The organism is Halotalea alkalilenta, assembly GCF_001648175.1.
GTDB classification, from domain to species: domain Bacteria; phylum Pseudomonadota; class Gammaproteobacteria; order Pseudomonadales; family Halomonadaceae; genus Halotalea; species Halotalea alkalilenta_A.
The window spans coordinates 248,140-270,737 of the sequence record NZ_CP015243.1 but is presented as its reverse complement, the minus strand read 5'-3'; the positions used below and the strand labels follow the sequence as shown (position 1 = coordinate 270,737).

Sequence of the window (22,598 nt, the reverse complement as noted above, 5' to 3'; positions counted from 1 at the left end):
GCAGCTCAGAAAAGGTCGCCGAGAATGATCGGCTGAGAGAGGAGGTTCGCTGCCGTATAGGCAGCTCAGAAAACGACGGTTCACGCGGGCCGGACGGGGAACGGGTTCGCTGCCGTATAGGCAGCTCAGAAAATCTACGCGGCCCCGGGTCGTATCTCCCCGGCGTTCGCTGCCGTATAGGCAGCTCAGAAAAATGCCCGTGCTCGGCTCGAGACATGGCGTGCGTTCGCTGCCGTATAGGCAGCTCAGAAATGCGCTATGCCCGCCAGCTCCAGGGCGAGAAAGTTCGCTGCCGTATAGGCAGCTCAGAAAAGTACTCAGAACTTGGGTGCGCGCTAACGCCCGTTCGCTGCCGTATAGGCAGCTCAGAAAGCAGCCACCGGTACCGCTCGGCGTCGGCGGTCGTTCGCTGCCGTATAGGCAGCTCAGAAAGTTAGCCACTGCCCTGATGTTTGCGACGCTGGGTTCGCTGCCGTATAGGCAGCTCAGAAAGAATGAGGAGAGCAAGAGCCGCCCTCGCCCCCGTTCGCTGCCGTATAGGCAGCTCAGAAATCTTTCGGGGTGCGATACCAGCACTCGATCAGGTTCGCTGCCGTATAGGCAGCTCAGAAAACTATACTCGACGCGAGACGATGACATGAGCCGTTCGCTGCCGTATAGGCAGCTCAGAAAACCTCGCTCCCGCATCCGCAGCCTTTCGGAATGTTCGCTGCCGTATAGGCAGCTCAGAAACGAGTAGAAAACCGACACCGTATTTGTCGGCAAGTTCGCTGCCGTATAGGCAGCTCAGAAATGGTGGGACGATTAATTCGATCCGTGAACAATGTTCGCTGCCGTATAGGCAGCTCAGAAAGGATGGGTCGCCCGCCGCTGGTCGGCGCATCAGTTCGCTGCCGTATAGGCAGCTCAGAAAAAACCCTGAAAGCCCGTCAATCTGTTATTTGGAGTTCGCTGCCGTATAGGCAGCTCAGAAACGGGTACAATGAGGAATATTGGCTCGCCAACCGTTCGCTGCCGTATAGGCAGCTCAGAAACGTCTGCGGGCGTCTGTGCGCCGCACATCCGAGTTCGCTGCCGTATAGGCAGCTCAGAAATGACAGAGGGCTGGGCAAAAGAAAGCCCGCCTGTTCGCTGCCGTATAGGCAGCTCAGAAAGTCCTCACGCTCCCATACGTCATCGGGGAGAGGTTCGCTGCCGTATAGGCAGCTCAGAAAGGCGAGGTCAAGAGATACAATCGGCGCTACTGGTTCGCTGCCGTATAGGCAGCTCAGAAAGGGCGGGCGGAGCTTTGCATGGAGACACGATGGTTCGCTGCCGTATAGGCAGCTCAGAAACGAGGTCGTGACGATCACCCGCGAGGAGTACGGTTCGCTGCCGTATAGGCAGCTCAGAAATGCCGGATGCGATCGCGCTCGCCTTGCAGTTTGTTCGCTGCCGTATAGGCAGCTCAGAAAATCGACAATGGTTATGATCCTGAATTGTGGAAGTTCGCTGCCGTATAGGCAGTTCAGAAATTTCAGAGTGCGGCGAGCGATTTCAGCGCTTGGTTCGCTGCCGTATAGGCAGCTCAGAAATGAAAGATATTGAATCTCCTGATAACACCAACGTTCGCTGCCGTATAGGCAGCTCAGAAATTTGGGATCGAGATGTTCCTTCTGTCCGACATGTTCGCTGCCGTATAGGCAGCTCAGAAAAGTTTCATCCGAACCTTCGCCTGCATCGGCAGGTTCGCTGCCGTATAGGCAGCTCAGAAATTTGTCATTTTCTTCCACCTGTTAAGGTTAGGGTTCGCTGCCGTATAGGCAGCTCAGAAAAACCTGCGCGGAAATCCCGAGTACATCACGATGTTCGCTGCCGTATAGGCAGCTCAGAAAGGCCGGAATCCGGTCGGGCGGAACAGATACTCGTTCGCTGCCGTATAGGCAGCTCAGAAATGGGGAACGAAGTCGATCGGCACGCCCACCGGGTTCGCTGCCGTATAGGCAGCTCAGAAAGTCGAATGGCCGATCGAGCGATACCGAGCTGCGTTCGCTGCCGTATAGGCAGCTCAGAAACGGAAACTGGTGACTGGCGCATCCTTCTGCGTGTTCGCTGCCGTATAGGCAGCTCAGAAAAGCTGCAACGCGAAGATCACCACCGGCAGTTTGTTCGCTGCCGTATAGGCAGCTCAGAAATCCCTCAGAGCGCTTGCCTGACCGCGTTCTACGTTCGCTGCCGTATAGGCAGCTCAGAAACAGTCCCAAAGGATCGCGTCTATGTCGTCCGCGTTCGCTGCCGTATAGGCAGCTCAGAAATGGTCAAAGGTTCTGAAATCCTCCTTGCTAGCGTTCGCTGCCGTATAGGCAGCTCAGAAATATGGGACAGCGCCTGCACCCAACGCGACCTAGTTCGCTGCCGTATAGGCAGCTCAGAAACAGACAGCTGCCAATCACCCTCCGATCAGCCCGTTCGCTGCCGTATAGGCAGCTCAGAAATGATGGAGCGTGGCGAGATCGAGATGCCCGAGGTTCGCTGCCGTATAGGCAGCTCAGAAAACACCCATCCCGGCGACTCTGGCGGCACGACCGTTCGCTGCCGTATAGGCAGCTCAGAAACGCTCTCTGAAGGTGATTAGCGTCCGTGGCGAGTTCGCTGCCGTATAGGCAGCTCAGAAAGGCTACAAGCATCGGATCCGCAACATCCTCAAGTTCGCTGCCGTATAGGCAGCTCAGAAATGTCGATCACCGTGCGGATGATCGCGGCGGGGGTTCGCTGCCGCGCGGGTAGCCCATAAACTACCTCTACCTCTGCACTTATCCGTTTTCGCCCACCCATAGTCGATATGGGTGGGCGGTGGGTGGTCCGGCTACCAGAGGTATCTCAGCGTCGTTCGTACGGCGCGTGAGTCGCCGTAGAAGGCGGCGTTGCTGAAGTCGTTGACGTAGGAGATGTATTCGCGGCCGAACAGGTTGGTGGCGTTGAGCGATAGCTCCAGGTTCTGGTTGATCCGGTAGTTGATCAGGGCGTCGACGAGCGTGTGGGAGCCCGTTTTGCCGGTGTTGGCGTCATCGACATAGGAGGAGCTGACGAAGCGTGTGCCCAGCCCCAGGGTCAGGTCTCCGCGTGAGGCATCACCGGGTATGGTGTAGTCCGCCCATAGTGAAGCCAGATGCTTGGGCACCAGTCCTGGCCGGTTGCCTTCGTTACCCGTCAGTCCGTCCTTTGTGATCTCTGAATCCCAGTATGAGTAGGAGGCGATCAGATTGAATCGATCGCTTATCGCTATCTTGCTTTCGAGCTCGATGCCGCGGACGTTCACTTCTCCGGTCTGGCGGTAGAGGTTGGTGTCCACGTTCGTGGTTACGTTGGTCTGGGTCAGGTCGAACAGGGCCAGCGTGAACATCGCGTCGGTGTTCTCGGGGCGGTATTTCATGCCGACTTCGTACTGGGTGCCTTCCTGGGGTTCGGGGCTGCCCTCGATCAAGGTGCGGCTGGTCGGCGGCTGGAACGATTCGGAGTAATTGGCGTAGACGGAGAGGTCGTTGCGCACCCGGTAGGTCAGTCCCGCGCGCTTGGTGAAGGCGTAGTCGTTGGCGCTGTAGGCATCCGCGCCGGTGTAGACGTCATCGTATCGGCCACCCAGGGTGAGGATCCAGCGGTCGGCGAAGGTCAGCTCTTCCTGTAGATAGAAACCTCGGGCGATCTGCTTCTGGCTCCAAGTGCTGCCGCTATCAAGGCTGACGCAAGCCCGGCCGCAGTAGTTCGGATCATAGATGTCGATGCCGGCGGCGGTGCCGTTGAACTGGCGCTCATTCACATCGTCATTGAAATAGTCGAAGCCCGCCAGGGTACGGCTGCCGACTCCGGCGACCTGGGTGTCGTACTGCAGCTGGTTGTCGATGGTGAAAAGGTTACGTTCGCCGTGGACGGCGAAGGCCGTGCGCTCCTCGGACGGATCGGCCGCGCCGGGATAGACCGTTTCGTAGAGCAGATCCAGGTTGGTGTAGCGCGTGTTCTGGCGGAAGGTCAGTCCGTTGCCGAAGTTATGCTCGAACTGGTAGCCGATGTTGCGCTCGATGGTGTCCATCTTGTCGAAGTCGGGTTCACCCAGGAAGGTTTCTGGGTCGATACCCGAGCCGTAGGGGATGCTGCGGGAGGTGTTGCCCTTACGCTTGTTGTAGCCCGCCAGCAGCGTCAGCGAGGTCGCATCGCTCGGCCGCCAGGTGAGCGCGGGAGCGAAGTAGAAGCGGTCATCGCGGGCATGATCGACGCCATTGTCCCCGTCCTGCCATTTGGTGGTGATACGGTAGGTCCATTCCCTGTTGGCATCGATCGGGCCGCCGAAATCGGTGCCGGTCTCGGTGTGGCCGTCGCCCAGTGTGGTATAGACCTCGCCGAACTTCTGCTCCTGAGGGCGCTTGGTGATCGTATTGACGATGCCGCCCGGGGAGTTCAGACCGAACAGGGTCGACGTGGAGCCCTTCAGGACCTCGACCCGCTGCAAACCATAGGGCTCGACGCGGCTGCTGGTGAAGTTTGCCGTACGTACCGAAAGGCCATCGCGATAGGTGCCGAGCGATGTTTGACTGAAGCCTCGGATGCGGTAGAAGTCATAGCGATCATCGGAGCCATATTCATCGACCGAGACGCTGGAGGTATAGGCCAGTATCTCCTGCAGGTTCTGCACGCTGCGTTTTCTCATTTCCGGCTCGGTGATCACCGAGACCGCGGCGGAAAGATCGAGCAGCGGGGTATCGGTTTTACTGCCCGTCGCGGTACTGTCCGCGACGATGGTGCGATCAGGCCCCACGGCGCTTTGCCGTGCCGCCTCGACCGTGAGAGTGTCCAGTGTTTCGCTCGAGCCTGCGACTTGCCCCAGCGCGTGGCTGGACAAGAGGATGGCGGTACTCGATGAGAAAAGAGCGATCCAGTGATGAGGTCTTTTTGAGCGGGCCTTTAGATGGTTTTTGTTATTTAGCGGAGATGACCCCTTGGATGGGTGATTCATTGCCGAAATAATCCCTGTTATATCGTGAGCCGGTATCGTTGTATTCCGTGTGAGTCCCGCCCGTGGTTTCTAGCATGGAGGTTAGTGAATATCAATGATTATGAGATATATTATCATTTATTTTAATGGCCTGGCCTGGGTCGGCCTTCGAGACGGAAAATTATTAAGGAATCCTTTCAATATTCATGTGCCTCCCCGGACTATGGGTTCATCTGGTCCGGCTCTTCATTTACGTGCATCCTGCGCTGTTCGCGGGTGAAGAATGGACCCTAACGAGTCCTTCATTCGGTGAAGTCGTTGGACCAGGGGTATTGGTTCACATCGAGATGTTTCGCCACCAAGTGGGTGCCACCGGTGGAGTGATGGGCTGTCATACGCTGAATAGTGATTCCACCACTGAGTATAGAAATGGGGCGGCCGAGCCTCAGTCAGCCCTGTCCGTCTGGCCCGGAATGCAGGTGCTCCGCTGGCACAAAGCTGCGTTGAACCTCGCCTTGGATCACGTCAAAGCGGTGGCCGATGGCGGTATCGAGGCGCTGGTGAAGTTCCTGGCGTAATCCCTCACGTGTGCTGTTCAGGCTCGCGCGCCAATCATCAATGAGCTGCTGGCGATTCAGCTTCTCGTCGAGGCTGAGCAGTCCATAGTCGATGGCAATCCAGCTAGCTACCCCAATGGCGACGCCACAGCTCAAAGCGATTGGGCCGCTGGGTGCGCAGAGCGCGACCGCGCTGAAGAGGATGCGTTGGTCGAAGCGCGGGTCGTCGAGGCCGATGAGCCGTTGTAGGGTGGCGTCGAGATCGATCGTAAGGTCTGCATTTTCGAAACCTGGGATGGGATAAGCCTTGGGATAGGTGTCGAGTCGACTGATTAGCGCGATAGCCCAGCTTTCGGTGGCGGTGCGGCTTTCGGTGTCGAGTTGGGTGAAGACATTGAGTTGTAGGGCTTCGAGGCGTTGAACGAACCTTGCGTCGTCGAAAATACGCTGCTGCACCTGTCCTGCGAGATAATCGCTGTCACTGAGCCTGAGTTGGTCGATTATCCCGAAAAACAGCCGAGAGTACTCGGCGGTCATCGAGTAGTACCAGTCGGCGAACCCGGGGAGCCGGGCATCGAGGTCGAGGAATAGGGCGTCGAGCTCGGCATCGAGTGCTGTGCGGATACGCTGCTGGCTGGCCGAATCGGCGGCAGCGAAGTGCTCGCTGGAGAACTCGGCAAGCTCTGTGAGTTGGTCTGTGGGCAGGCGATGGCGGGTGCCCGCGAACTCGATCACGACCGGCGGTGAGAGGGCAAACAAGGCATGCCAGCTGGCACGCTGGTCGATCGCGAGCCAGCCGAGCGCGAGCCCGAGCAGAACCATCGGCAGACCCAGCCAGATGTCAAGGCGGGTCATTGCGCCGTCTCCAGGGTGGGGATTCGGCGCTCTCCGACCAGCCCTAGCAGTCCGCTACATAAGTTCATCCAGGCCCAAATGAACAGCCCGTTGGCGGCGAACAATAAACTCCAGCCGGCGAACTGGAACCATGGCGCGCCGAGACTTGGGATCAGCCGCTGGCCGAGCCAGGTGCCGAAGGCATCCTTGGCAGCACCGAGCTGGAGCAGCCCGAGCAGTGCATCGCTCTTGGCCTCGGGTTCGGCGATCGCCCGCCATATCGCCTCACCTAGCTGGATAGTCGAGTAGTCCGGCTGGCCGCGCCATAGTGCGCTGAGGGTGAAACCGGCCAGTAGTAGGAGGCCCGTGGTCCCCATTGCAATCCGCCAACTGAACATATCGAGCAAGCGCGGATTGACATGGTCTGAAAGCCGCCTTTGGATCAAGGCACGCAGCACTACCAGCAGCGGCAGCCCAGTCAGCAGCAGCCGCCATTCGATCACCCCTTCGAGGCGTGCCGCACCGACCATCAAGGCCAGTGCAAACCCGCCCGCGAGTAAGCCTTGCACCAGTGCCATCACCGGACCACCTGACAGCCGGTCGTGCCAACGCCCATCGGGATGCAGGTAAGTCGAAAGCCAAGCACTGCGGTGAGCACGCGCGCGCGTCCATAGGCCGTGAGCGATCGGTATCCATAGTGCGAGCCAGATCGCGGCCAGCGCTGGCGTTGGCAGATGCGCTGCTGAGATATTGATGTAGAGCAGCATAGCCAGGGCTAGCAGTAGCCAGAGGATAGAGCGGAGCAGAAAAGGCAATGCACTGGCCTCGCGACGTAGAAGTTGAAATATGCCTCTCCAGTGTAGCGCCAGCGAGGTGTTTTGATCTCGCTTCTTGGTTTCCCCTACGTCGAACGACGAAGCCCCCGCCGTTGCCGGCGGGGGCTTCGCTTTCTGCCACCACTACTTGATCACCACGCGTCTGCGTTCATGCGAGCCGAATGGGCTCAGGCGACGGAGACGGCGCTGGTTTCACGCTGGGCTTCGCCCTGGTGCTCGAGGCTCTGCGAGGTGCGGCCGTTGATTGCGATCTGACGCGGACGCTGGGCTTCGGGCACGATGCGGAGCAGATCGACCTTGAGCAGGCCGTTCTCGAACCGCGCACCCTGCACTTCGATCTGCTCGTCGAGACGGAAGGAGAGTTTGAACGAGCGCTGGGCGATACCCTGGTGCAGGTAGTTGACCTGGCTCGCTTCTTCCTTCTGCTCTTTGGCGCCGCTGATGGTCAACAGGCGGTTCTCGACGTTGACCTCGAGTTCGCGCTCGTCGAATCCAGAGGCGGCGACCACGATGCGGTAATCGTTGTCACCGTGCTTTTCGACGTTGTAGGGCGGATAGCTCGGTGCGTCGCTTTTCATCGCAGTCTCGAACAGATCGTTGAGACGATCGAAGCCGATCGAGCGACGGAACAGCGGAGAGAGTGAAAGCGTATTCATGGCGCGAACCTCCTGATTTCAGCGAAGTCATGGGATCGCACGAACCCGCTTGGCGGCGTTCGTGGTCTCGGGAATAACTTCTTCCGTTGACGTTATGTTAAATAGGGTCGGGGCCAACGGTTTTCAAGGGGCAGCGAAGTGATTTTTCCATTTGGCCGCGACACCGATCCCGAGGAAGAAATGGGTGCGATGGGCGGATCATTCAAGCGTGGGGTAGGCTTGTGTCACTGGCTGGATTGCCGTTGTTTCAACCGTTGATCGGGAAACCGTCGTATGCCCTATGACCTGTCCAATCGCCTGGTGATCGGCCTCGCCTCGAGCGCGCTTTTCGACTTGGCGGATTCGGACGCAGTGTTCGTCCAGCAGGGAGAGGCGGCCTACCGCGACTATCAGCGTCGGCACGAAAACGAGCCGCTGACGCCGGGGGTGGCCTTCGCCTTCATCAAGAGACTGCTGGCGCTGCGTGAGCTCGATCCGCTCGACCCGCCCATCGAGGTCCTGCTGCTGTCGCGTAACGATCCCGATACCGGGCTTCGGGTGATGAAGTCGATCGAACACCATCAACTGGCGATCTCCCGCGCGGTCTTCCTCCAGGGGCGCTCGCCCTATCCCTTCATCCCAGCGCTCAATATCAGTCTGTTCCTCTCCGCCAACCCCGACGACGTTCGCGGGGCGATCGCGGCGGGGTATCCCGCCGGACAGGTCATGGAGGGGCACTACGAGCTCGATCAAGGCGACGAGCTGCGGGTGGCGTTCGATTTCGATGGCGTGCTGACCACCGATGAATCCGAAAGCATCTACCAGACCCAAGGCATCGATGCCTACCATCGGCACGAGAGAGCGCACGCATTGGTGCCTGCCGAGCGCGGCCTGCTCGCCGACCTGCTCCAGCGGCTCTCCACCATCCAGGCATTGGAGCGACGTCACCAGGAGCGTAGCGACAGCGCCTACGTGCCCAAGCTGCGGGTTTCTATCGTGACCGCACGCGATGCGCCGGCCCATGAGCGAGTGATCCACACCATGAGAGAGTGGGGAATCACGGTCAACGAGGCTTTCTTCCTCGGCGGTGTGGACAAGAGCGCGGTGCTGAAGATCGTCAAGCCGCACATCTTCTTCGACGACCAGACCTCGCACCTCGCCGCGACCAGCTCCCTGCTCCCGTCGGTGCACGTGCCGTTCGGCAAGCTCAATCGCATGAATACGAGCGAGGCGGATGGCGATCGAGGCCCGGTGCAAGACGACGAGCCCCGCTGAGCGAGCGCGTCTCGGCAACACCAGCGAAGTGGCGGCCCGTGCGCCAAGGGCGCGCGGAGGAGATGGGGCCAGGCGCTCGCCGTGCGGTCCCGCACGCGCGATAATCACGCCATGCCCCTACCTGGAGTTCGACATGAACCAGCCCCACGTCCATGGCCCCGACTGCAACCATGATCACGACCATCACGAGCACGACCATCCCGGGCACGTCCACGGATCGCACTGCAATCACGACCACGGGCCGCGCGAGCCGGTGCGCAATGCGCTCAAGGACATCGGGCGTAACGACCCCTGCCCGTGCGGCAGCGGCAAGAAATTCAAGAAATGCCATGGCGGTTGAGAGGCGAGGGGTATTCGCTCCCGAGCGCTTGTTCTTTCAACCCTTGTTCTTTCAACCCTTGTGCTATCAACAATAGTGCGGCATCGCGGTCGTCGACGGCTGCGGCCGAATACAGGAGGTTACGCAGCGAGTTGGAAATGACACGTTATAGAGGAAAACCTTACTAGTCAGCGCAGACGGATGAGACTAACGTTTAATAGATGCCTGATCGCGACATTTCGGGCGTGGCATCTATACTCTTTTCGTGACTTGGCTGGAAAGGATACTGGCATGTCTACTTCATACTGTGTGATTCCCCATTACGACGAGTTCGAGACGGCCAAGGTGGTCGGTTGGCTGCTGATCGAGCGAACCTGCGCTGCTGACAATCGCCTCGGTTGTTATCCTTCTCGCGAGGAAGCGGAAGCGGTACGACTGAGAATGGTCGAGCAGGCAAGCCGCGAGCAGGTCAGCGACGTCGCCTGAGCCATGCCCTGCGCATGGCAGTGACTAGGCCGGGGCCGCTAATTGCGGCGGCCCCGGCCTTTTGCTTTCTGCGATGCTGCTCGTGGCTTTCGGCGATCTCGGCCCTAGAACCGTTCGCTCTGCTTGAGATAGCGCCACTGGCCGCTCGGTAGACGCCCCATGCTGAGTGCGCCGATGCGGATCCGCCGGAAGCTCGTAGGTTCGATATCGAGCCCCTCGAACAGCCGGACGATGGTCTGAGTATTGCCCTTCAGCGCCACGCGCAGATGGGTTTCGTTCTGGCGGCTGACGCGGCAGCGGGCATGGGTTTCGCGCGGTTCGCGCTCGAGCTGGGCGAGCGCGGTGTCGATGTCTCCGCTCACCCCGATGATGTACTCCTGCTCCAGGGTGTGCGCTTCGTCGCGCAGCTTGCGTGCGATGCCCGGCACCTGGGTGAAGACGCTCAGGCCCTCGGCCTGCGCGGCGAGCGGCATCAACGCGAGCTGCCGCTTGAAGTGGCGGCCGAGCAGCGGGAACGGTGCGATGTCGTCGCTGGCATGGTGATCGGCACGCAGCAGTGCGCCGGCCGAGTCGATATCGACCCCCAGCGGTTTGTGCAGCAGCAAGGTGACTGGTGGAGAATGCTCGAGCTTCGCCCCCGGCGCCAGCTCCACGCGCTCATCGGTCACTCGGTGCTGCGGTGAATCGATGCACACGCCATCGACGCTGACCAAGCCATCCTCTATGTAAAGCTCCGCTTCGCGGCGACTGCATTGCAGCAGTGCGGCTAGCCGGCGCCCCAGCCGAATCGGTTCCACACTCATGCGGGTCATACCTGCTCACGAAAGCGCAGCGCCAGGCCGCGTAGAAACCGACGCAGCAGCTGATCGCCAGCAGGGCGGTAGTTCTTGTGTCCTTTCTTGCGAAACAGCGCCGAGAGTTCCGGTTTGGAGAGGGGAAAGTCGGCCGCAGCGAGAATCTTGTGCATATCGTCGTCCTTGAGCTCGAAGGCAACGCGCAGCTTCTTCATCACCATGTTGTTGTTCACCGGCAGTTCCACCGGCTGCGGTGGGCGCGTTTCGTCGCGCCCCCGGCGCAGTATCACCAGGCCATTGAGAAAGTGCGCCATCGCCTCGTCGGGGCAAGGCTCGAATCCCTCTTCCCCCTCTGGCGAGAGCCAGCTGTCGAGTTGCTCGCGTTCGACCGGATAGTCCGCCAGCGCGAAGAGCTCGATCAGCCGGGTCTCATGCAGATCGAGGGTGTAGCGCACGCTGCGCAGCACATCGTTGTGGATCATGGTCGGTTCCCAGGGGTTGCATTCATTCGCGGTGATTCTACCTGAGTGTGGGCATCTGGACCTCGTGACGGCGGCATCGTTCGCCTCGATTCGATCGTCGAGGCAGGGGTGTCGGCTAGGCGCCCGGCTTTTTGGCATGGCGCGCTCAGCGACTTTCAGTCAGCGAAAGATGATTTTTCGTCATCAAAGCGAAAGATTCGCGCCCGCGTGCCGATGTTCTTATGGATGCCACCACTGCCGACCGCCCACCATGCTTCACGCGACCCGGGACGGGCCGAGCGCCGGGTGGCGACGATTCCTTGCCAGGCCACTCGGAAACCAGTTCATGATCTTCCTCGCGATGATTCGGCGCTTCACCATTCGCCTGCGCATGCTTGGCGCTATCGGCATGGTGATCGCACTATTGATCCTCCTCAGCGGTGCGGGACTGCTCGGCAATCAGCGGATGTACACCATGCACACCCAACTGATCGAGGAGGGGGTCGCCGGTATGCGCACCCTCGTCGCACTCCAGGATCGGCTGGCGACGCTGCGCACGCTCGACGGGTCGGGGGCATGGCGTGAGCATCTCGATGAGGCGACACGCTTGGCGACGGCGCTCGAGGGCATCGGTACCACCGGCGCGGCGGCGCCTGAGCTGCTGGCTGCTTTGGAAACGTATCGTGAGCGGCGTACGGGGGGAGGTGATAGCGGCGCCGCACTCGATGGCGTGCAGCAGCGCCTGCGCTCGATCGATACGCTGATACAGGGCTACATAGACGCCAATGTCGCAGGCCAGGCGAGCCTATTCCGCCAGATCCTGGTGACCTTCTTCGGCGAGATACTGCTGGTACTGCTGATCGTGGTGCCGCTGACGCTTTTGAACATGTGGGCGATCTGCGTGCCGGTACGACGGGCGCGCCACACCGCCGAGGCGATCGCCGGCGGCGATCTGACCCAGCCCATCGACGCCTCGGGTAGCGATGAGCTCACCAAGCTGCAGGAGACCCAGACGCAGATGCAGCGCCAGCTGGCGAGCATCGTGGCGCAAATCCGCGACGCCAGCGAAAACATCGCCGGTGCCAGCCAAGGAATCGCCGACGGTAACCAGCATCTCGCGGCGCGCACCGAGCAGACCGCCAACGACCTGCAGGGAACGGTGGCTTCGCTTTCGCAGTTTTCCACCACTGTGCAGCAGACCGCCCAGGCGGCCGAGCGGGGAGACCTGCTCTCGCAGGATGCCAATGCGGCGGCGGAGCGAGGCGGCGGCGTGATCGAGCAGGTCGTTGAGCGAATGAAGCTGATCGAGAGCTCCAGCCATCGCATCGGCGAGATCGTTGGTTTGATCGATGAGATCGCTTTCCAGACCAATATCCTTGCGATCAACGCATCGGTGGAGGCGGCGCGTGCGGGCGAGCAGGGCCGCGGCTTCTCGGTGGTGGCGATCGAAGTCCAGCGGCTGGCCAAGCGCTCGGCGGATGCGGCCAGCGAGATCAAGGCGCTGACCGGTGAGAGCGTGAAAGCGGTCGACGCCGGCGCGAGCCAGGTTCAGGAAGCGGGCGCGGTGATGCGGGAGATCGTCGACAGCACCCAGCGGGTCGGCGAGGTGATCAGCGAGATCAGCCATGCCACCAGTGAGCAGTCGATCGGCATCCAGCAGGTTACCCAGGCAATGGAACGGGTCGACCATGTGACCCAGCAGAACGCTTCACTGGTCAACCAGTCGGCGATGGCGGCCGCTTCGCTGCGCGAACAGGCGGCGCTGCTCGAGCAGATGGTGAGTCGGTTCAGGCTGGACGAGCGGGGAGCGCCCGAGCTCAAGGAGGTCGAAGGGCACGTTCTGTCACGCTCGTCGGCATCGGCTCATGCAGATGTCGATGCACCGCCGAGCCCGCTGCGCGCGTTCGGCGCGATGCTGCGCCGTCCGCTGCTGTGGTTCAGAGCGCGCTAGACCAGCGCGTCGCTACCGCTTCTTCTCCGTAGGCCTCGGCGAGCGCCTCCCGGATCGCCGCCAAGCCTGCCTGATGGGCGGCCTCGATGGCATCGGCCCGTTGCTCGCCGAGGATGGCGAACGACGCGGCCAACCCCTGCTGGGCGGCTTCCACTGCGGCGTCGATCTCATCTTCTTCGGCGTTGTCACTGCCCAGCGCGCCATCACCGAGCGCCTGCTTGGCGGCATCGACCGCAGCGTCGCCGTGGCGCTCGCGCAGCCAGCCGCCGACCGCTTGGGTCATCGCCGCGTACTGCGCGTCGTCGAGGGGGAAATGCACGGCTTCGAGGGCATCGAACGCCTTGCCGATCGCCAGCGCGGCGAAGCCGACGGCAGCGAGTTGAGCGGGAGTTGCAGAGGTATCGGACATGCCGCGGTTTCCTGATCGATGGCTAGCGCGAGGCAAGGGATACTCGCGTGATTGGCCGCATGATAGCCCAGGCGAGTCGTCGTTGCCGGTGAATCGGCGCGATGCTGGGCGCCGGGATGAGAGGCATGGCAGAATCGTCGACGCCCGACCCACGACTTATGGATGTCTCTGCGTGCTCCGAATCACTTCCCGGTTTGCTATGTGTTTCGCGTCGTCCAGACACCAGGGCGTCGGTACCCTCGGCGTGAGCGGCTGACCGCGATGGAACGCCTCGATCGAGTGATCATCGCACTGCCAGAGCAGAGCCGTCAGCGTGTGCGCAGGGTGCTGCTCGAGGGGCGAGTAAGGGTCAATCGCACGGTCGAGCGCGATGGCACCCGGATGCTCACTGCCTTCGACCGGGTCGAGTTCGACGATCGATTGCTGCGCCCCGGGCGTACGCCGCGTTATCTGATGCTGTACAAGCCGGGCGGCTGCATCAGTGCCACTCGCGACGATCGGCATCCTACTGCGCTCGAGCTGCTTGGGGCGGATGCCACTGAGGATCTCCACATCGCCGGGCGGCTCGACTACCACACCACCGGGCTTCTGCTGCTGACCAACGACAGCGAGTGGTCGGAGCGACTCACCCAGCCCGGTTCGCGCAAGCCCAAGCGATACTGCGTCGATCTTGCCCGTCCGCTGCACCAGCGCGACGTCGAGGCATTTGCCACCGGCATTCGCCTGCGCCACGAGACCACCGACACCCTGCCCGCGATACTCGAGATCGAGCACGCCCACCGGGCCTGGGTGACCCTGTTCGAAGGTCGCTATCGACAAATCCGCCGGATGTTCGCCACGCTCGGTAACCACGTCGTCGCCCTGCACCGCGAGCGCGTAGGCGGCATCGTCCTCGACCCAGGGCTTTCGCCCGGCGAGTATCGGCCGCTGGAGATGGAAGAGATCGCCGCGGCATAGCTGCGCTGATCTCCTTGAAATTCCTTTCAAAACCCGTCCATCCCGAGGGCGGTTCGACAAGCTCACCTCACCCCGTTCGTCCCGAGCGGCGCCCTTACCCGTCAAGGTCGAGCATTAGCCCGGCGATGGGGGCGCCAGTCGAGGGATCGTGCGGCGGCGCCAGGGCGGTGGTTCGAGACGAGATGTTTCCGAGCATCCTGAGCGAGTACCGCGAGTCGAAGGGCCCTCACTACGAACGGGCGCTATCAACCGATCCTTCTTTCGGTGGCTCGGGCGAAGCCCTGGCGGATCCGTTCTTCCGGCAGGTGCTCGCCGATGAACACCACCACGCTCTTGCGGGGCTCGCTGCCCCATTCGCGGTCCCAGTCGAAGCCGTAGAGGCGAAATACGCCCTGGAACACCAGCCGGCGCGGCTCCCCTTCGATATCGAGCACGCCCTTGTAGCGCAGCAGCCGGTTGCCGTGCTCTTCGAGCAGTTCGTTCATGAACTCGCTCAAGGCGTCGATATCGAGCGGGTAGATGCTCTCCAGTATCAGGGTGGAGATGGCGTCGTCGTGGCGGTGTGGGGTTGGTGAGGGGGTGAACAGGGTAGTGGGAGGGATCAATGAGGCGGCGACCAGCGCATCGGGGTCGCCTTCGAGGTGGAAACCGCGCAGCTCGATCAGCTCCGTGAGCGGCACTTTGCCGTGATCGGCGAGCACGATCGGGGCGCGGCGGTTGATCCGCGCCAGCCGGGCACACAGCGCCTCGAGCCGGGCATCATCGACCTGGTCGCGCTTGGTCACCAGCAGCTTGTCGGCGAAGCCGACCTGCGCCTGGGCCAGCGGACGGTCGAGCTGGCGCTCGGCGTGCACGGCGTCGACCAGGGTGAGGATGCCGTCGAGCTGATAGCGATCACGCAGCTGTTCTTCGGCGAAGAAGGCCTGGGCGATCGGACCGGGATCGGCCATCCCCGAGCACTCGATCACCAGCCGTTCGAAGTCGAGCTCGCCGGCGTCCAGCCGCTCGAGCAGGACCACCAGCGCCCGGGTCAGGTCGCCGCCGATCGAACAGCAGATGCAGCCGTCGGCCAGGGCGACGACGGTGACCGGGGTATCGCCGAGCAGCTGGTCGTCGATGCCGCTGGCGGCGAACTCGTTCTCGATCACTGCGATCTTGAGCCCGTGGCGGGCGTCGAGCAGTTCACGCAGGAGCGTGGTCTTGCCGGCTCCGAGGGCGCCGCTGAGCAGCGTCACTGGGATCGGTGGCACCAGGCTGTCGGGGGTAGGGTCGGTCATCGCGATTCCGCTGGCGTGAATGTCGTCGCAGCCTACTAAAGGCTCCGGGGCCGCGCTAGGCGCACCCGTCAGCAGCAGCGCACCGGACGGCCCTTGCCGCCGCCGTAGCGCGCGTCCTGCCGCTCGCGGAAGAACTCCTGGTAGCTCATCACCGGCTGGTCGGGATGCCGGGTGCGCATGTGCGAGACGTAGGTGTCGTAGTCAGGCATGCCGACCATGAGCCTTGCGGCCTGGCCGAGATAGCGGCCTGCGCGGGCGATGTCGTTGAACATGGCGATTCTCCTCGCCACCGGCCGAAGCCGGCGGCGTGCTGGTTCAGTGGGCGCTGGGCATCGGTTGGTAAGGGGCTTCCTTGTCACTGCGCTCGCTGTGGCGACGGGCCACCAGCGCGGTCTTGATCGCGTAGAACAGGATGCTCGAGACCACGGCGAGGAACAGCACGGTGAGACCGGCGTTGATGTAGTTGTTGATCATTACCTGCTGCATCTGCGCCGCGTTGACCGCCGGGGCGAGCAGCTCGCCGTTGGCCAGCGCGTCACGATAGCGGTTGGCCTGGGCGAGGAAGCCGACCGCCGGGTCGGCATCGAACAGCTTGATCAGTCCGGCATAGGTGGTGCAGATCAAAAGCCAAGCCGCGGGCACCGCGGTGACCCAGGCGTAGCGGCCGCGCTTCATCTTGATCAGCACCACGGTGGCGAGGATCAGCGCGACGCCGGCGAGCATCTGGTTGGAGATCCCGAACAGCGGCCACAGGGTGTTGATCCCGCCGAGCGGGTCGACCACGCCCTGGTAGAGGAAATAGCCCCACAGTGCCACGCAGCCGACGGTGCCGAGCAGGTTGGCGAACCACGACTCGGTACGGGCGAGGGCGGGCACGAAGCTGCCGAGCAGGTCCTGGAGCATGAATCTCCCGGCGCGGGTGCCGGCATCCACTGCGGTGAGGATGAACAGCGCCTCGAACAGGATCGCGAAGTGATACCAGAATGCCATGGTGTTCTCACCTGGCAGCACCTGGTGGAGGATCTGCGCGATCCCCACCGCCAGCGTCGGTGCGCCCCCGGCTCGCGCCAGCACGGTGTGCTCGCCGATATCCCGGGCGGTGGCTTCCAGGGTCTCCGGCGTGATCACGAAGCCCCAGCTCGACACCGTGGCGGCGACGCTGGCGACGTCGGTGCCGACTAGCGCCGGTGGGCTGTTCATTGCGAAGTAGAGGCCGGGCTCGATCACCGAAGCGGCGACCAGCGCCATGATCGCGACGAAGGACTCCATCAGCATCCCGCCGTAGCCGATGTAGCGGGCGTTGACCTCGTTGTCGAGCAGCTTCGGCGTGGTGCCCGAGCTGATCAGCGCATGGAAGCCGGAGACCGCGCCGCAGGCGATGGTGATGAACAAAAACGGAAACAGCGCGCCCTTCCACACAGGTCCGGTTCCGTCGACGAACTGGGTGAGCGCCGGCATCTTGAGCTCCGGTGCGATGACCAGGATGCCGATCGCGAGCCCAACGATGGTGCCGATCTTGAGGAAGGTCGAGAGGTAGTCGCGCGGTGCGAGCAGCAGCCACACCGGCAGCATCGCGGCAACGATCCCGTAGCCGATCAGCATCCAGGTGATCTGCACACCGGTGAAGGTGAAGGCCGGACCCCAGTAAGGGTCGGCGGCGATCGCTCCGCCGTACCAGATGGCGCTGAGCAGCAGTACCAGGCCGATCACTGAGATTTCGCCGATTCGTCCCGGGCGGATGAAGCGCATGTAGATACCCATGAACACCGCGATCGGCAGCGTCGCGATCACCGTGAACATGCCCCATGGGCTCTCCGCCAGCGCTTTGACCACGATCAGCGCCAGCACCGCGAGGATGATGATCATGATCATGAAGCAGCCGAACAGCGCGATGGTGCCCGGTACCCGGCCCATTTCCTCGCGCACCATCTCGCCGAGCGAGCGGCCGTTACGCCGGGTGGAGAGGAACAGCACCATGAAATCCTGCACCGCCCCGGCGAACACCACACCCGCGATCAGCCACAGCGTACCCGGCAGGTAGCCCATCTGCGCGGCCAGCACCGGGCCGACCAGTGGCCCCGCGCCTGCGATCGCAGCGAAGTGGTGGCCGAACAGCACATGGCGGTGGGTCGGCACGTAGTCGAGTCCATCGTTGTTGACTACCGCCGGTGTCGCCCGATTCGGGTCCAGGCGCATTACCTTGGTGGCGATGAACAGCGCGTAGTATCGGTAGGCGACCAGATAGATCGACACTGAGGCGGCGACGATCCACAAAGCGTTGATCGATTCACCTCGGCGTAGTGCGACGACCCCCAGCGCGCAAGCGCCGACGACTGCCAGCAGCAGCCAGGGAAGATGTCGCACTAGGCCGCCGTTGACAGCTTGGGAGCGATTCATGGGCAGGCTCCGGATGGGCAGGAAGGAGACTGCGTTATAGCGGCACAGAATGAGTTAAGCATCACGACTTAAGTCGCAGCCCTTGCGAGACAGGACGCATCCTTTTCACCCGCGCTGTGGAACCGATCCGCGCTGAATCTTTAGCTGATGCGGGGCTTGCGCCCCGCAGCAATGTTCAGCCGGCGAGCGGTGCGGTGCGAAGCTCGAGCCAGGCCAGCGCCTCGCCTTCGAGCTTGGGCGCCAGGCGGGCGCGGACCTCGACGTGATAGGCGTCGAGCCAAGCGATCTCTTCTTGCGTGAGCAGCGCAAGATCGATCGGGCGGGTGTCGATCGGGCACAGGGTCAGGGTCTCGAAGTGCAGGAACTCGCCGAACTCACCGTCGGCCTCGATGAACGGCTGGTTGGCGACCAGGTTCTCGATCCGGATGCCCCACTGGCCGGGACGATAGAGACCTGGCTCGATCGAAGTGATCATGCCGGCGCGCATCGCGGTCTGCGGAGCCGGCTGGGCATGATAGGAGATCACCTGTGGCCCTTCATGGACGTTCATGAAGTAGCCGACCCCGTGGCCGGTGCCATGCCCGAAGTCAACCCCCGCGGCCCAGAGCGGCGCCCGGGCGATGGCGTCCAGCAGCGGTGCCTTGAGCCCTTCCGGAAAACGGGCGCGGGAGAGCGCGATGGTGCCCTTGAGCACCAGGGTGTAGTCGCGTCGCTGGGCATCGCTGGGTGTGCCGATCGGTACCACCCGGGTGATGTCGGTGGTGCCGTCGAGATACTGGGCACCGGAGTCGATCAGCAGCAGGCCGTTGCCTGAGATACGGGCGTGCGCCGTCTCGGTGGCGCGGTAATGGGGCAGCGCGCCGTTGGCATTGAAGCCGGCGATGGTCGGAAAGCTCAGCGAGACGAAACGTGAACGCTTCGCGCGACGCGCGCTCAAGCGCTCATCGATGGTCAGCTCGGTGATCGCCTCTCCCCTGGCCAGCGCGGCTTCGAGCCAAGCGAAGAATTCGCACAGCGCCGCGCCGTCTTCTTCCATCGCATGGCGCACGTGGACGAGATCAGCCTCGCTCTTGCATGCCTTGGCCAGCGTCGTGGGGCTGATTCCCTCGATCGTCGCGGCTCCCTCGGGCAGCGCCTGGTGGAGCCGCAGGCTCAGCCTGTTCGGGTCGAGCGACACCCGCGCCTGCGAGGGCAGCTGGGCGAGCGCCTCGAGCACTGAGTCGTAAGGGGCGAGGTTCACGCCGTCGGCGGCCAGCTCATCGATGAGCGCTGCGTCGAACTTGGTCTCGTCGACGAACAGCGTCGCCTGCTCGGGCCCGATCAGTGCGTGGGCGAGGAACACGGGATTGTAGTCGACGTCGCTGCCGCGCAGATTGAACAGCCAAGCGACGTCGTCGAGGCTCGACAGCAGTTGCCACTGCGCGCCGCGCGCCTCGAGTGCCCGGCGCAGCGCGGTGAGCTTAACGGCACGCTTGGTGGTGGCGAACTCATCGAGATGGGCGTAGACCGGCGCCTTGGGCAGCGCCGGGCGGTCGGGCCAGATTGCACCGACCAGATCACGGTCGGTGGCAAGTTCGATGCCCTTGGCGGCGAAGGCGGCCTCGAGCGTACGGGCGGCAGCGAGCGAGAGCACCGCGCCGTCGACCCCGACCCGCGCTCCCTCGGCAAGCGTCGAGACCAGCCAGGCGATGTGGTCGCGACCTTCGGCGGGAATCAGTCGCTCCAGCTGTATGCCGCTGCCATCGAGCTGCTGCTCGGCTTGGACCCAGTAGCGGCTGTCGGCCCAGAGCGTCGCATCGTCGCCGAGTACCACCAGGGTGCCGGCCGAGCCGGTGAAACCGGAAAGCCACTCACGGTTCGAGAAGTGGGCCGGCAGGTATTCGGACAAATGGGGATCGGAAGAGGGTGCGATCCAGGCATCGAGGCCCTCTCGCTCAAGTGCTTGGCGCAGCATGTCGATGCGGTTGGCGATGGTCTGCACGGTCTCTGCGGGCATTTCTTCTCTCTCAGGGCGCGGTGGTCCATGGCCGCGGCGGGCGGCGAAGGGATTGACTCCCCAGCATACGCCGGATCGGCCCGATCGCCAGCGCCGGGATTGCCACCTCGATGGTTCGCATGGTCGCCGCGGTCTTCAGTAATAAGAAAGCCACCAGCGGTCCGAGCGGTAGCCCGGCTGTTGGGGGAGATGTCGTGACGTTCGATGTAAATGGCAATAAATATCAACCAGAAGGTATTTTTTTAGCTGATATTGTCGATTTTGTGCGCTTATTACGCGGATCCGAGCGTGGGCTTTGCCGGGGTGAAAAGCGCCCTGAACCAGACGGGTGGGACGATCTGACCGTCGTTGGTTTACTACTTTGGTAGGGGGTGGCATTTGCCGCATAGAGTCGGCCGGGCCTTGATGGTACCGTTCACAGCCATTCATTGGGCGGCCACGTTCTGTGCGTCCATCATGTACCTTTTTTACTCACCAGGTTCGGGAGAATTTCTCATGACCCAACCGATGGCCGTCATCTTCATGGGCGTCTCGGGTTCCGGCAAGACCACGGCCGCTCAGGCATTCGCTCAGCGCATGGGCTGGGCATTTGCCGAAGCCGATGAGTTCCACCCCCAGGCCAATATCGACAAGATGTCGGCGGGCATTCCGCTCCAGGACGAGGACCGCTGGCCGTGGCTGCGGGACATTCGCGATTGGATCAGTGCGAAGGGTGAGGCTGGCGAGAACGTCGTGCTGACCTGCTCCGCGCTCAAACGCAGCTATCGCGACCTGCTCCGCGAGGCGGAATGCGACGTTCGCTTCGTGCTGTTGGACGTCGACTACGAGGTGCTCACCGAGCGGATGCGCTCGCGCAAGGGCCACTACATGCCGGTATCGTTGCTCGATTCCCAGCTCGCGACCCTCGAACGTCTCACTGCCGACGAGCCGGGCGAGACGATCAACGCAGAGTCCACACCTGAGTCGATCGTCGACCAGGTCATCGCCGATATGAACCTCGCCAAGCCAAGCCGGCTTTGAGATTGCGCGCCGGGAGGCCGTCATGAATTCGACCGCAGAGTGGGAACAGACGCTTGGCGTAATGCCTTTATTAGGCATCGCCGGAGCGGCGATTGCGCTGCTCCTGGTAATGATCATCAAGTTCAAGGTCCATGCATTCATCGCGCTGATCATCGTCAGCCTGTTGACTGCGCTGGTCACCGGGATTCCCGCCGGCCAGATCATCACTACCTTGACCAGCAGTTTCGGTAGCACCCTGGGTGGGGTCGCGCTGCTGGTCGGGCTGGGTGCCATGCTCGGCCGGATCATCGAAGTCTCCGGCGGAGCGCAGTCGCTGGCCGATGAGATGATTCATCGCTTCGGCGAGAAGCGCGCGCCGATGGCGCTGGGGATCACTTCGCTGCTGTTCGGCTTCCCGATCTTCTTCGATGCCGGGCTGATCGTGATGCTGCCGGTAATCTTCAGCGTCGCGCGCCGGGTCGGCGGTTCGATGTTGCTCTATGGCCTGCCCGCCGCCGGCGCTTTCTCGGTAATGCACATCTTCGTGCCGCCGCACCCGGGTCCAGTGGCAGCCTCCGAGCTGCTCGGTGCCGACGTCGGCCTGGTGATCCTGCTGGGCCTGGTGATCGCGCTGCCGACTTGGTACTTCACCTGCTACCTCTTCGGGCTGTGGGTCGGCAAACGAATCAACCTGCCGGTACCCGATGTTCTCGGCGAGCAGCAGCCACGCGAGGAGAATCCGCCCAGCGCAATCCTTGTGATCTCCATGCTGCTGCTGCCTTTGATGTTGATCTTCCTCAATACCGGGCTCGAGGCGCTGCGCGTGGCCGGCCTGCTCAGCGGTGAGGCGGCCTGGTTCGGCTACCTGCGGATGATCGGGACCACGCCGGTGGCGCTGCTGATCGGTGTGCTGGTCACCGCTACGGTACTCGGCACCCGCCGCGGCAAGGGTCGTGATACGGTCGAGAAGCTGCTCGACTCAGCGCTTGGCCCGGTCTGCTCGATCATTTTGATCACCGGTGCCGGCGGCATGTTCGGTGGGGTGCTGCGCGCGAGCGGAATCGGTGATGCGCTCTCGGGGACCCTGGCCGAGCTGGGGCTGCCGGTGATCGCCGCGGGCTTTTTGATCGCTGCGCTGTTGCGCATCGCGCAGGGGTCGGCGACGGTGGCGCTGATCACCGCGGCTGGGTTGATCCAGCCCGCTCTTGCCGACCTCGGTGCAGTGCAGACGGCGGCGATCGTGCTCTCCCTGGCCGCGGGCTCGGTCGTGGTGAGTCACGTCAACGACTCCGGTTTCTGGCTGGTCGGCCGGTTCTTCGACATGGACGTGAAGACTACGTTGAAGACCTGGACCGTGCTGGAGACGGCGATAGGGCTGATGGGGTTCGCTATCGCCTGGCTGATCTTCTCTCTGGCCTGATCCTCACGGTCAGGCACTGGCGAGGCGGA

19 protein-coding genes and 1 CRISPR repeat array (1 of these 20 running past the window's edge) are annotated in these 22,598 nt (G+C 62.5%); of the genes, 8 read left to right on the top strand and 11 right to left on the bottom strand.

The annotated features are described in order from the left end of the window. Nucleotides 1-2,714: direct repeats of the CRISPR family, unit length 28 nt; unit sequence GTTCGCTGCCGTATAGGCAGCTCAGAAA (it extends 5,242 nt beyond the left edge of the window). A gap of 131 nt (nt 2,715-2,845) precedes the next feature. The 4 genes from A5892_RS01250 to A5892_RS01235 form a co-directional block, all read right to left on the bottom strand. Continuing rightward, nucleotides 2,846-4,873, bottom strand: coding sequence for a TonB-dependent siderophore receptor (locus tag A5892_RS01250; protein WP_223302756.1), 2,028 nt, complete (start codon nt 4,871-4,873; stop codon nt 2,846-2,848). Nucleotides 4,874-5,415: 542 nt separating this feature from the next. Continuing rightward, nucleotides 5,416-6,378, bottom strand: a complete 963-nt coding sequence (locus A5892_RS01245; RefSeq protein WP_064121245.1) for a hypothetical protein — start codon at nt 6,376-6,378, stop codon at nt 5,416-5,418. After that, nucleotides 6,375-7,172 carry a hypothetical protein gene (locus tag A5892_RS01240; RefSeq protein WP_150123447.1) on the bottom strand — a complete coding sequence of 266 codons (798 nt, stop codon included), beginning with the start codon at nt 7,170-7,172 and terminating at the stop codon, nt 6,375-6,377. Before A5892_RS01240 ends, A5892_RS01245 begins: the two co-directional genes overlap by 4 nt. Before the next feature lie 188 nt (nt 7,173-7,360). Next, complete coding sequence (locus A5892_RS01235; protein WP_064121243.1) at nt 7,361-7,849, bottom strand: Hsp20 family protein; 489 nt, start codon at nt 7,847-7,849, stop codon at nt 7,361-7,363. 273 nt (nt 7,850-8,122) lie between these two features. Here A5892_RS01235 and A5892_RS01230 point away from each other — a divergent pair, with 273 nt between their 5' ends. The 3 genes from A5892_RS01230 (at nt 8,123) to A5892_RS20085 (ending at nt 9,908) form a co-directional block, all read left to right on the top strand. Beyond that, complete coding sequence (locus A5892_RS01230; RefSeq protein WP_064121242.1) at nt 8,123-9,103, top strand: 5'-nucleotidase; 981 nt, start codon at nt 8,123-8,125, stop codon at nt 9,101-9,103. Between the two features lie 133 nt (nt 9,104-9,236). After that, the gene (locus tag A5892_RS01225; RefSeq protein ID WP_064121241.1) at nt 9,237-9,443 is read left to right on the top strand and encodes an SEC-C metal-binding domain-containing protein; all 207 of its coding nucleotides are present in this window, start codon (nt 9,237-9,239) and stop codon (nt 9,441-9,443) included. A gap of 270 nt (nt 9,444-9,713) precedes the next feature. After that, nucleotides 9,714-9,908, top strand: a complete 195-nt coding sequence (locus A5892_RS20085; protein WP_150123446.1) for a hypothetical protein — start codon at nt 9,714-9,716, stop codon at nt 9,906-9,908. Between the two features lie 104 nt (nt 9,909-10,012). Here the strand turns inward: A5892_RS20085 and A5892_RS01220 are convergent, their stop codons facing one another. After that, a complete protein-coding gene (locus A5892_RS01220; protein ID WP_064124230.1) occupies nt 10,013-10,711 on the bottom strand; it encodes a S4 domain-containing protein in 699 nt (232 codons plus the stop codon). A 5-nt stretch (nt 10,712-10,716) separates the two neighbouring features. Next, nucleotides 10,717-11,184, bottom strand: a complete 468-nt coding sequence (locus tag A5892_RS01215; protein ID WP_064121240.1) for a DUF1456 family protein — start codon at nt 11,182-11,184, stop codon at nt 10,717-10,719. 325 nt (nt 11,185-11,509) lie between these two features. On the opposite strand from A5892_RS01215, the gene A5892_RS01210 reads away from it, so the two are divergent. Next, nucleotides 11,510-13,114, top strand: coding sequence for a methyl-accepting chemotaxis protein (locus tag A5892_RS01210; RefSeq protein WP_064121239.1), 1,605 nt, complete (start codon nt 11,510-11,512; stop codon nt 13,112-13,114). Here A5892_RS01210 and A5892_RS01205 read toward each other — a convergent pair. Then, nucleotides 13,101-13,523 carry a hypothetical protein gene (locus A5892_RS01205; RefSeq protein WP_064121238.1) on the bottom strand — a complete coding sequence of 141 codons (423 nt, stop codon included), beginning with the start codon at nt 13,521-13,523 and terminating at the stop codon, nt 13,101-13,103. The two genes, A5892_RS01210 and A5892_RS01205, sit on opposite strands and share 14 nt — an antisense overlap. A gap of 162 nt (nt 13,524-13,685) precedes the next feature. Between A5892_RS01205 and A5892_RS01200 the strand changes: the two genes are divergently transcribed. Further along, nucleotides 13,686-14,480 carry a pseudouridine synthase gene (locus tag A5892_RS01200; RefSeq protein WP_223302755.1) on the top strand — a complete coding sequence of 265 codons (795 nt, stop codon included), beginning with the start codon at nt 13,686-13,688 and terminating at the stop codon, nt 14,478-14,480. Nucleotides 14,481-14,725: 245 nt separating this feature from the next. Here the strand turns inward: A5892_RS01200 and yjiA are convergent, their stop codons facing one another. The 4 genes from yjiA to A5892_RS01180 form a co-directional block, all read right to left on the bottom strand. Continuing rightward, nucleotides 14,726-15,757, bottom strand: a complete 1,032-nt coding sequence (yjiA, locus tag A5892_RS01195; RefSeq protein ID WP_064121236.1) for a GTPase — start codon at nt 15,755-15,757, stop codon at nt 14,726-14,728. A gap of 68 nt (nt 15,758-15,825) precedes the next feature. Beyond that, a complete protein-coding gene (locus A5892_RS01190) occupies nt 15,826-16,029 on the bottom strand; it encodes a YbdD/YjiX family protein (protein ID WP_027349017.1) in 204 nt (67 codons plus the stop codon). 43 nt (nt 16,030-16,072) lie between these two features. Continuing rightward, nucleotides 16,073-18,154, bottom strand: a complete 2,082-nt coding sequence (locus A5892_RS01185; RefSeq protein WP_064121235.1) for a carbon starvation CstA family protein — start codon at nt 18,152-18,154, stop codon at nt 16,073-16,075. Nucleotides 18,155-18,329: 175 nt separating this feature from the next. After that, nucleotides 18,330-20,150, bottom strand: coding sequence for an aminopeptidase P family protein (locus tag A5892_RS01180; protein WP_064121234.1), 1,821 nt, complete (start codon nt 20,148-20,150; stop codon nt 18,330-18,332). 110 nt (nt 20,151-20,260) lie between these two features. Between A5892_RS01180 and A5892_RS20080 the strand changes: the two genes are divergently transcribed. The 3 genes from A5892_RS20080 (at nt 20,261) to A5892_RS01170 (ending at nt 22,569) form a co-directional block, all read left to right on the top strand. Then, complete coding sequence (locus A5892_RS20080) at nt 20,261-20,518, top strand: hypothetical protein (protein WP_150123445.1); 258 nt, start codon at nt 20,261-20,263, stop codon at nt 20,516-20,518. A 127-nt stretch (nt 20,519-20,645) separates the two neighbouring features. Then, nucleotides 20,646-21,170 carry a gluconokinase gene (locus A5892_RS01175; protein WP_150123444.1) on the top strand — a complete coding sequence of 175 codons (525 nt, stop codon included), beginning with the start codon at nt 20,646-20,648 and terminating at the stop codon, nt 21,168-21,170. A gap of 22 nt (nt 21,171-21,192) precedes the next feature. Further along, the gene (locus A5892_RS01170) at nt 21,193-22,569 is read left to right on the top strand and encodes a GntP family permease (RefSeq protein WP_064121233.1); all 1,377 of its coding nucleotides are present in this window, start codon (nt 21,193-21,195) and stop codon (nt 22,567-22,569) included. Nucleotides 22,570-22,598 lie beyond the last annotated feature (29 nt).